This window comes from uncultured Flavonifractor sp., from assembly GCF_944387675.1.
Lineage (GTDB): Bacteria > Bacillota > Clostridia > Oscillospirales > Oscillospiraceae > Flavonifractor.
In genome coordinates this window covers 1-9,579 of record NZ_CALXFV010000088.1, presented here as the reverse complement: position 1 = coordinate 9,579, position 9,579 = coordinate 1, and the positions used below count along the sequence as shown (strand labels likewise).

General features: G+C 67.3%; 8 protein-coding genes. 5 read left to right on the top strand and 3 right to left on the bottom strand.

Features of this window, described 5'->3' with window-relative positions; all coding sequences use genetic code 11:
• A partial coding sequence (locus Q0J74_RS08730) for an ABC-F family ATP-binding cassette domain-containing protein (protein WP_297213438.1) occupies positions 1–1,658 on the top strand: 1,658 nt, incomplete at its 5' end.
• A 19-nt stretch (positions 1,659–1,677) separates the two neighbouring features.
• Complete coding sequence (locus Q0J74_RS08725) at positions 1,678–3,615, top strand: family 10 glycosylhydrolase (RefSeq protein WP_297213435.1); 1,938 nt, start codon at positions 1,678–1,680, stop codon at positions 3,613–3,615.
• A 73-nt stretch (positions 3,616–3,688) separates the two neighbouring features.
• On the opposite strand, the gene spoVAE is transcribed toward Q0J74_RS08725, so the two are convergent.
• Positions 3,689–4,057 carry a stage V sporulation protein AE gene (gene spoVAE / locus Q0J74_RS08720; RefSeq protein WP_297213441.1) on the bottom strand — a complete coding sequence of 123 codons (369 nt, stop codon included), beginning with the start codon at positions 4,055–4,057 and terminating at the stop codon, positions 3,689–3,691.
• Positions 4,058–4,060: 3 nt separating this feature from the next.
• On the bottom strand, positions 4,061–5,080 hold the full coding sequence (gene spoVAD / locus Q0J74_RS08715) for a stage V sporulation protein AD (RefSeq protein ID WP_297213432.1): 1,020 nt from the start codon (positions 5,078–5,080) through the stop codon (positions 4,061–4,063).
• Positions 5,081–5,504: 424 nt separating this feature from the next.
• Between spoVAD and Q0J74_RS08710 the strand changes: the two genes are divergently transcribed.
• The 3 genes from Q0J74_RS08710 to guaB are packed head-to-tail and all read left to right on the top strand — an operon-like array spanning position 5,505 to position 8,402.
• Positions 5,505–6,122: a hypothetical protein gene (locus tag Q0J74_RS08710; RefSeq protein ID WP_297213429.1), complete on the top strand. Its 618-nt coding sequence runs from the start codon at positions 5,505–5,507 to the stop codon at positions 6,120–6,122.
• 2 nt (positions 6,123–6,124) lie between these two features.
• Entirely contained in the window at positions 6,125–6,883 is a 759-nt protein-coding gene (locus Q0J74_RS08705) for an acyl-[acyl-carrier-protein] thioesterase (RefSeq protein ID WP_297213426.1), read from the top strand.
• Between the two features lie 43 nt (positions 6,884–6,926).
• Entirely contained in the window at positions 6,927–8,402 is a 1,476-nt protein-coding gene (guaB, locus tag Q0J74_RS08700) for an IMP dehydrogenase (protein ID WP_297213422.1), read from the top strand.
• 69 nt (positions 8,403–8,471) lie between these two features.
• On the opposite strand, the gene Q0J74_RS08695 is transcribed toward guaB, so the two are convergent.
• A complete protein-coding gene (locus Q0J74_RS08695; protein WP_297213419.1) occupies positions 8,472–9,416 on the bottom strand; it encodes a S1 RNA-binding domain-containing protein in 945 nt (314 codons plus the stop codon).
• Between the last annotated feature and the right edge of the window lie 163 nt (positions 9,417–9,579).

The following is a 9,579-nucleotide window of genomic DNA, read 5'->3' as shown; positions in this document are numbered from 1 at the left end:
CCCTGCTCCGGCTGCTGGCCGGGGCGGAGGAGCCGGACGGGGGTACCGTCCGCCCCGACCCCAATGTGCGCCTGGAATATCTGCCCCAGAACCCGGTCTTTCCCGGGGAGCGGACGGTGCTGGAGCAGGTGCTGGCGGGGCTGAATGACAATGACCGGGCGCTGGCGGAATATGAGGCCAGGACCATCCTCAACCGCCTGGGGGTACCCCGGTTTGAGCAGAAGGTGGGGGAGCTGTCCGGCGGGGAGCGCCGCCGGGTGGCCCTGGCGGCGGTGCTGGCCCGGCCCAGCGACGTGCTGATCCTGGACGAGCCCACCAACCACCTGGACAACGACATGGTGGCCTGGCTGGAGGAGGCCCTGGCGGCCTGGCGGGGGGCGCTGGTGATGGTGACCCACGACCGGTATTTTCTGGAGCGGATTGTCACCTCCATCGTGGAGGTGGAGGGGGGAAAGCTGTACGCCTACCCCGGCAGCTACGACGCCTATCTGGAGGGAAAGGCGGCCCGGCTGGAGCGGGAGAAGGCCAGCGAGCGCAAGCGCCGGGCCATTCTCCGCCGGGAGTACCAGTGGGTGATGCAGGGTCCCACCGCCCGGGGGACCAAGAGCCGGGAGCGGCTGGAGCGGTACGAGGAGCTGAAGGCCCGGACCGGCCCGGTGGAAAAAACTGCCCTGGAACTTTCCGCCCCCGCCAGCCGTCTGGGAAAGAAGACGGTGGAGCTGCGGGGGGTGAGCAAGGCCTTCGGGGACCGGACGGTGATCCGGGACTTCTCCTGCCTGCTGCTCCGGGACGACCGCATCGGCATTGTGGGGGCCAACGGCAGCGGGAAATCCACCCTGCTGAACCTGCTGGCGGGGCGCCTGGCCCCCGACGCCGGAGAGATCGAGGTGGGGGAGACCGTCCGGGTGGGCTACTTCCGCCAGGAGGTGCCGGACATGGACGGGGACAGGCGGGTGATCGACTATGTCACCGAGATCGGCAACCGCATCGAGACCGGCGAGGGCGTGTTCACCGCCGCCCAGCTGCTGGAGCGGTTCCTCTTCCCGCCGGAGGAGCAGTGGGCGCCCATCCGCAAGCTCTCCGGCGGGGAGAAGCGGCGGCTCTACCTGCTGTCGGTGCTGGCCGCCGCCCCCAATGTGCTGCTGCTGGACGAGCCCACCAACGACCTGGATATCCAGACCCTGGCCACCCTGGAGGACTACCTGGACACCTTCCCCGGAGCGGTGGCGGCGGTGTCCCACGACCGGTACTTCCTGGACCGGGTGGCCCGGCGGGTGTTCGCCGTGGAGCCGGACGGGACGGTGCGGGGCTACCCCGGAGGCTATACGGAGTACCTGGCGGCCCGGCGGCGGGAGGAGAAGCCCAAAGCGCCCAGAGAGCCGGTACCGGAGCGGGGAAGGGCGCGCCCCGCCGCCCCTCAAAAGAGGGTGAAATTCACCTATAAGGAGCAGCGGGAGTTTGAGACCATCGACGCCGACATCGCCGCCCTGGAGGGGCAGCTGGCCCAGGTGCAGGCGGAGCAGGCGGAAAAGGCCGCCGACTATGTGGCCCTCCAGGCCCTCCAGGCCAGGCAGGAGGAGCTGGAGGAGGCCCTGGAGGAGAAAATGGAGCGCTGGGTCTACCTCAACGGCCTGGCCGAGCAGATAAGCAAGCAATAGCAACGGAAAAGGAGAAAGCATGTTGAAGCATTGGAAACCTGTCCTGGCCCTGATTCTGGCCGGAGCCCTGGTCCTCATCGGCCTGGGTCGCTGGTCCCAGCCCGACGCCTCCGCCGCCTCCACCTGGGAGAAAAAGGACTTCCGGGGGGTGTGGGTGTCCACCGTGTACCGCCTGGACTACCCCAGCCAGGCCACCGCCGACCCGGCGGTGCTGAAGGCCGACGCCGACGAGATCCTGCGCACCTGCGCCGATTTGGGCATGACCGCCGTCATCCTCCAGGTGCGGCCCTCCGCCGACGCCCTCTATCCCTCGGACTACTATCCCTGGAGCAAGTACCTTACCGGTACCCAGGGCGCCGCCCCGGCGGACGGCTTCGATCCCCTGGCCTACTGGGTGGAGCAGGCCCACAGCCTGGGCCTGGAGCTCCACGCCTGGATCAACCCCTTCCGCATCACCAAGGGGGGCCAGAGCGAGTTTGATTCCCTCACCGCCGACCATCCTGCCAAGGTCCACCCCGATTGGGTGGTGGAGTACGAGGGGAACTTCTACTTCAACCCCGGCCTGCCTGAGGTGCGGGCGTACATCATCCAGGGGGCCGAGGAGCTGGTGCGGAACTACGGCATCGACGGGATTCACCTGGACGACTATTTCTACCCCGGCAGCGGTTTTGACGATGCGGCCGCCTATGCCCGGTATGGCAGCGGCTTCTCCGACATCGGAGACTGGCGGCGGGACAATGTCAACCAGCTGGTGAAGGCGCTGGGGGAGCGCCTCCATGCCATTGGTCCCGACCTCTCCTACGGCATCAGCCCCTCCGGCGTGTGGGCGGACAAGAGCAGCCTGCCCCAGGGCTCGGCCACCACCGGCGGCTATGAGAGCTACTACGCCTCCTACGCCGACAGCCGGAAATGGGTGCAGGAGGGGTGGATCGACTACATCTGCCCCCAGGTCTACTGGTACATCGGCCACCCCAGTATGGACTACGCCGCCATCGTGGACTGGTGGGCCGGCGTGGTGGAGAGTACAGGCGTTTCCCTTTACATCGGAATGGCGGACTACCAGGCGGGCAACACCGACGAGACCAGTCCCTGGTATGGTACGGCGGCCATAGAGGCCATGCTGGCGTACAATCAGCAGCTGCCCCAGGTGACAGGGGAGGTCCACTTCCGCTATCAGTTCCTGGTGGGAGAGGCCGGTCTGGAGGCGCTGTACCGCCGGGCCTACGGCACGGAGGGGGCGGTTCCCATTCCCACGGCGGTCCCCACGACCCCCACGCCCGCGCCCACGCCCACGTCCACGCCCGCGCCCACTCCCACGTCCACGCCCGCGCCCACTCCCACGCCCGCCCCGGAGCCGGCCGTCACCCTGGACCGGGAGCGGCCCATCCCCTACATGGAGGGGTCGGGAGGGCTGTTCCGGCCGGAGGACACCCTGAGCCGGGCCGAGGCGGTGGCCATGCTGGCCCGGCTGGCGGTGGATGGGAATGGGAATTCCCTTTACACCGGGGAGGGAGGGGAGAGCGGCTTCTCCGATGTCTCCCCGGAGGCCTGGTATGCCCCCTATGTGGCCTTTGCCCAGACCTGGGGGCTGGTGAACGGCTATGCCGACGGCGCCTTCCGGCCGGAGCAGCCGGTGAGCCGGGCGGAGCTGGTGAAGCTGCTGACGGCCTTTTTCCCGGCCCAGTCCGGCACAGCGGCCTTTCCCGACGTGCCGGAGGACCACTGGGCGGCCCAGGCCATCGCCTGGGCCGCCGGCCAGGGCTGGGTGAGCGGCTACCCCGACGGCACCTTCCAGCCGGAGCGGAGCGTCAGCCGGGCGGAGGCGGCCCGGCTGGTGAACCAGGCGCTGGGCCGCCAGGCCGGGACGGGGACGCTGCCCTTTTCCGACGTGCCGGTGGGCCATTGGGCCTATGGAGAAATTCTGGCGGCCTGTGTCCCCTCCGGCCTGGGGGCGTGAACGCCGGGAGGCTCTTTTGACAGCCTGAGCGCCCGCGGACCGGGTTTTCCGGTCCGCGGGCGCTTTTACAGGTTCAGGCCTTGGACTTGGGCTTGCAGAGCAGGGCGACCAGCAGGCCGAAAAACACCGCCGCGGTGATGCCCCCCGCCGCGGCGGTGACGCCGCCGGTGAGTGCGCCCAGCACCCCCTGCTCCGCCACCGCCTTGGCCACCCCCTTGGCCAGCAGCCAGCCGAAGCCGGTGAGGGGGACGGTGGCCCCCGCTCCGCCGAATTGGGCGATAGATGGGTAGACGCCCAGCCCGCCCAGGACCACCCCGGCCACCACGTAGGCCACCAGAATACGGGCGGGGGTGAGCTTGGTCCTGTCGATGAGCACCTGCCCGATGAGGCACAGCGCCCCTCCGCAGAGGAACGCCCGTCCATATTCCCAAAACACATCCATCATTTATCCCTGCCCTTCCTGCTCAATGGCCACCCCGTGGCACACGGCGGGGATGCTCTCCCCCTGCTGGGTAGAGGTGGGGGAGAGCAGGGCGCCGGTGCCGCAGAAGAGGATGCGCCTCCACCGCCCCTTCTCCATCCCCCCCAGCAGCAGCCCGCACAGCACCGCCGCCGAGCAGCCGCAGCCGGAGCCGCCGCAGTGGACGTCCTGCCCCTCCAGATCGTAGATGAGGGTGCCGCAGTCGGCCAGGTGGGGGAGCTGGAGCCCCTCCGCCCGGAGCAGTTCCCCCAGCAGCTGGTGGCCCAGCTGCCCCAGGTCCCCGGTAATGACCAGGTCGTAGTCGGAGGGCTTTCGCCCCGTGTCCCGGAAGTGGGCCAGGATGGTGTCGGCGGCGGCGGGGGCCATGGCCGCCCCCATGTTGTTGGCGTCCTTGATGCCCTTGTCCACGACTTTCCCCACGGTGACATGGGTCACCGCCGGACCCGTCCCCTCCCGGCCCAGGATGACGCACCCCGAGCCGGTGACCGTCCACTGGGCGGTGGGGGTGCGCTGCCCGCCGTACTCCAGGGGAGTGCGGTACTGCCGCTCCGCCGAGCAGAAGTGGGAGGAGGTCATGGCCGCCGCGTGGGTCCCGAAGCCGCCGTCCAGCAGCATGGCGGCCAGAGACAGGCTCTCGGCCATGGTGGAGCAGGCGCCGTACAGCCCCAGGAAGGGAATGTCCTGGTCCCGGGCGGCAAAGGCGGAGCCGATGCACTGGTTGAGCAGGTCCCCCGCCAGCAGCCAGTCCAGGGCGGAGGGGGGGAGGCCGGCCTTTTTCAGGGCGGTGGACAGGGCCAGCTTCTGCATGGCGCTCTCCGCCTTCTCCCAGCTGGCCGCCCCGAAGTGGTCCTCCTGCCCCACCACGTCGAAGGTGTGGGCCAGCGGCCCCTCCCCCTCCTTTTTCCCCGCCACGCTGGCCCAGGCCAGCAGCCGGGGCGGGCGGGAGAGCACGGCGGTCTGGCCGCCGGGTGGCTTTTTGTTCATAGATCCATCCCTCTTTCAGCAGATGATGCTATTTTGAACGAAAAGGCGGAAAAATATGAGGGCGGATTTTACAGGCCGGGCGCTGGTCAAGGGGGGGAGTTTGCGGTATAATAATGTCTGCTGAATAAACCGAAAATCGGTTTATTCACGGGGCGGCAGCCGCGCAATTCCATAAAAACGGCTCAAAGGAGCCGCTTTTATGGAATTCAGCCATTGTTACAATGCGTATTTCCACTGGTGCGTGAAGACGCACCAGTGGAAGGTGCAAGGGTTTTGGGCGAAATGCTCCAAAACCCTTGCACGAGAACAAAGCTACTTGGCCTTGAAAACCTTGGCTTTCAAGGCGTTCGGCTTTGTTCAGTACGCATTATAATAGGACCTGATACAGACAGCCCGGCAGTTGTTCGGGAAAGGGAGGCATACCATGGAGGAGCAAGCCAAACGCACGCTGGCCTACTTCTGCCCCGCCTGCCGCCAGATGGTGGCGGCGGAGCGCACCGTCTTTCAGCTGGCGGCGTCGGCCAATACCCTGCCCTGCCCCTGCGGCAAGTCCGGCCTGCGGGTGGAGCTGATGGGGGACCGGGTGAAGGTGACGGTACCCTGCCTGTTCTGCGGCAAGGATCACACGGTTATCTGCTCCTCCCAGGCCTTTCTCCACCAGCGGCTGCTGGCCTTCACCTGCGCCCAGTCCGGCCTGGACTGCTGCTACGTGGGGGAGGAGGGGGCGGTGTTCGCCGCCCTGAAGCGCCTGGAGGAGGCGGTGGACAAGCTGGACCGGGACGGCGGAGAGCGGGGGAGCTTTCTGGACGAGCTGGTGATGCACGAGGTGCTCTCCGAATTGAAGGAGATCGCCCAACGGGACGGCATCTGCTGTACCTGCGGCTCCCACCGCTGGAAGCTCCAGGTGAATTACAGCTCCATCGACCTGTTCTGCGCCGACTGCGGCGGGGCCATGCGCATTCCGGCGGCCACCGCCGGCGACATAGACGACATCTGCTGCAAGACCAGGCTGGTCATCCGCGGCAGCGCGGGGGAGGGGTAAGGATGTTTTACGAGCAGAGTTATCTGGTGGACTCCCGGGACGTGGACCAGTGGAACGCCTGCCGGCCCTCCGGCCTACTGGGCATTTTGCAGGAGGCGGCGGTGGCCGCGGCCTGCGAGCTCCACGTCTCCCGGGAGGAGATGGTGGAGAAGTACGGCCTGTTCTGGATGATGGCCCGGCTGTGGTACCGGCTGGACCGCCCCCTGCGGTGGGGGGAGCGGGTGACGGTGCGCACCTGGCACCGGGGGGGCAAGGGCGCCTCCACCTATCGGGACTTTGACCTTTCCGTAGACGGGCAGCCGGTGGGGGAGGCGGTGTCCCTGTGGGTGGTGGCTGACGCTGAGACCCACCGGCTGGGCCGGGTGGGCGCCGTGGAGGAGTTCCAGGGGACCGGCGGCGGGGCGCTGTGCAAGGAGAAGACCCTCTCCCGCCTGCGCCTGCCTCAGGATATGGAACTGGCCGACCGGCGGGCCATGCATTACAGTGACACCGACATCAACGGCCACGTGAACAACGTGCGCTATGCCGACTTCATCTGCGACGCCCTGCACATGGAAAACCTGGGGCCGGAGCGGTTTGTCTCCTCCCTCCAGGTGGGCTACCTGGCGGAGTGCCGGGCGGGAGAGACTCTGGAGCTGTACACCGGGCGGCAGGACGGGCTGTGGTACGTCCACGGTACGGACGCGGGGGGAAAGAGCCGGTTTGACGGGGCGGCGGGCCTGTCCAACCTGCCCCTTGACGGGGGCGCCGCCATCCAGTAAAATAAATCAAATCAAAATAGAAAAACGGAAAAGGAGATGCACCATGGTCAACACCGAGCACAGCCAGAAGTTCACCCGGCAGGGCCTGACCTTTGACGACGTTCTGCTCATTCCCGCGGAGAGCGACGTTTTGCCTGCCGACATCGACCTGCACACCCAGCTCACCCGCAAGATCCGGCTGAACATCCCCCTGATGAGCGCCGCCATGGACACGGTCACCGAGTACCGCATGGCCATCGCCATCGCCCGGGAGGGCGGCATCGGCATCATCCACAAGAACATGTCCATCGGCGCCCAGGCCGAGCAGGTGGACATGGTGAAGCGCAGTGAGAACGGCGTCATCACCAACCCCTTCTGGCTGGCCCCCGGCCACACCCTGGCCGAGGCCGACGAGCTCATGGCCAAGTACCGCATCTCCGGCGTGCCCATCTGCAAGGACGGCAAGCTCATCGGCATCATCACCAACCGGGACATGAAGTTCGAGACCGACATGAGCCAGCTGGTGGACAACGTGATGACCAAGGAGCACCTGGTCACCGCCCGGGAGGGGGTGACCCTGGACGAGGCCAAGGAGATTCTCCGCCGCCACAAGGTGGAGAAGCTGCCCATTGTGGACGAGCAGTATCACCTCAAGGGCCTGATCACCATCAAGGACATTGAGAAGGCCACCGTCTATCCCAACTCCGCCCGGGATGAGAAGGGCCGGCTGCTGGTGGGGGCCGCCATCGGGGCCACCTCCGACGTGCTGGACCGGGTCCACGCCCTGGTGGAGGCGGGGGCGGACGTGCTCTGCCTGGACTCCGCCCACGGCCATTCCCACAACATTCTGGACTGCGTGCGCCGGATCAAGGCCCTGTATCCCGACGTGCAGCTCATCGCCGGCAACGTGGCCACCGCCGAGGGGACCCGCGCTCTGATCGAGGCGGGGGCCGACTGCGTGAAGATCGGCATTGGTCCCGGCTCCATCTGCACCACCCGGGTGGTGGCGGGCATCGGCGTACCCCAGATCACCGCGGTGTACGACGCGGCCTGTGTGGCCGCCCAGTACGGCATCCCCATCATTGCCGACGGCGGCGTGAAGTACTCCGGCGACATCGCCAAGGCCCTGGCCGCCGGCGCCAATGTGGTGATGCTGGGTTCCCTGCTGGCGGGCTGTGAGGAGTCCCCCGGCGACAGCGAGGTATACCAGGGCCGCCAGTTCAAGGTCTACCGGGGCATGGGTTCCCTGGGGGCCATGGGCAAGGGTTCCAAGGACCGCTACTTCCAGGAGAACAACAAGAAGCTGGTTCCCGAGGGGGTGGAGGGCCGCGTCCCGTACAAGGGCCTCACCGGGGAGACGGTGTACCAGCTGATGGGCGGCCTGCGGGCCGGCATGGGCTACACCGGCTGCCGCAATGTGGAGGAGCTGCACACCAAGGCCCAGTTCATGCAGATCACCGCCGCCGGCCTGAAGGAGTCCCACCCCCACGACATCTATATCACCAAGGAGGCCCCCAACTACACCCTCAATCCCCAATAAGCCAGGGCGGAACAAGGCCCTCCGGAGCGCGCCTGCGGACGCGGAGCTCCGGGGGGCTTTTCTGCGGGTTCAGTCGGAGAAGACCGACTCCAGCCCCACCCGGTCGCAGCCCGGCGGGGCGTACTTCCACTTCTCCAGCCGCCCCTGGGTGAGGAAATACCGCAGCGGCTCCGGCCGTGGGGCGGGGGGCAGGGCGTCAATGGCCAGCAGCTTGATCTTCATCCGTTCGGGCAGGATGGCCTTGATGTACACCGAAACCCGCCCCCCCTCCCGAAGCAGGGGGCTGTGCTCGGCCAGGCCGGACAGGTTGGGGGCAAGCTCCACAAAGGCGCCGTATTCCTTGATGCCCCGCACGATGCCGGGTACCGTCATGCCGGGCTGGAACCGGGCGGCGTTCTCCTGCCAGGTACCCAGCAGCTCCTTGTGGGTCAGGTAGATCCGCCTGCGGGCCGGGTCCAGATCCTGCACCACCGCCAGAATGGCGTCCCCCACGGAGAAGCGGTCCCGGGGGTGGGAGATGCGGGCCACGGAGATGTTCTCAATGCCGATGAGGGAGACCACCCCGCAGCCCACGTCCACAAAGGCGCCGAAGGGTTCCAGGTGGGTGACGGCGGCGGGGATGATCTGGCCGGGGCGCCACCGCTCCAGCATGTGGGTCAGGGCCGCCTGCTGGGCCTGGCGGCGGGAGAGGACGGGGGTCAGCACGCCTTTGCGCACCTCCAGGCCGGTTACGGTGAAGCAGACCGGCTTGCCCACCCGGGAGAGGATGGCGATGTCCCGGACCTCCCCCTCGGCAATGCCCAGGGCCGCCTCCTCCCGGGGAATGCGGCCGGTGAAGGGACCCAGCGCCACGGCCAGCTCTTGCCTGGCGTCGCAGGACAGGGCCATCCCCTCCAGAATGGCGCCGGTCTCCATGGCCAGGGCCAGGGCGTCGGGGGAGGCGCAGGCGGCCAGATTTTCCGCGGTGTGCAGCAGGCGCCCCTCGGGCGCGAAACAGCTCGTCAATATGACCAATCCTTTCTGTGTTCCGGAGGTTTTTTTCTCGACGGGTCAGTATATGCGCCGGGGAAGCATGAATTGACAGGGGGGAGCGGGGAACTTATAATAATGTCTGCTGAATAAACCGTAAAGCGGTTTATTCTCGCGGCGGCAGCCGCGCAATTCCATCAAAGCGGCG

Coding starts and splice junctions, on each gene's coding strand:
- Q0J74_RS08725 (WP_297213435.1), top strand. CDS start 1,678: ATGTTGAAGCATTGGAAACCTGTCCTGGCCCTGATTCTGGCCGGAGCC.
- spoVAE (WP_297213441.1), bottom strand. CDS start 4,057: ATGGATGTGTTTTGGGAATATGGACGGGCGTTCCTCTGCGGAGGGGCG.
- spoVAD (WP_297213432.1), bottom strand. CDS start 5,080: ATGAACAAAAAGCCACCCGGCGGCCAGACCGCCGTGCTCTCCCGCCCG.
- Q0J74_RS08710 (WP_297213429.1), top strand. CDS start 5,505: ATGGAGGAGCAAGCCAAACGCACGCTGGCCTACTTCTGCCCCGCCTGC.
- Q0J74_RS08705 (WP_297213426.1), top strand. CDS start 6,125: ATGTTTTACGAGCAGAGTTATCTGGTGGACTCCCGGGACGTGGACCAG.
- guaB (WP_297213422.1), top strand. CDS start 6,927: ATGGTCAACACCGAGCACAGCCAGAAGTTCACCCGGCAGGGCCTGACC.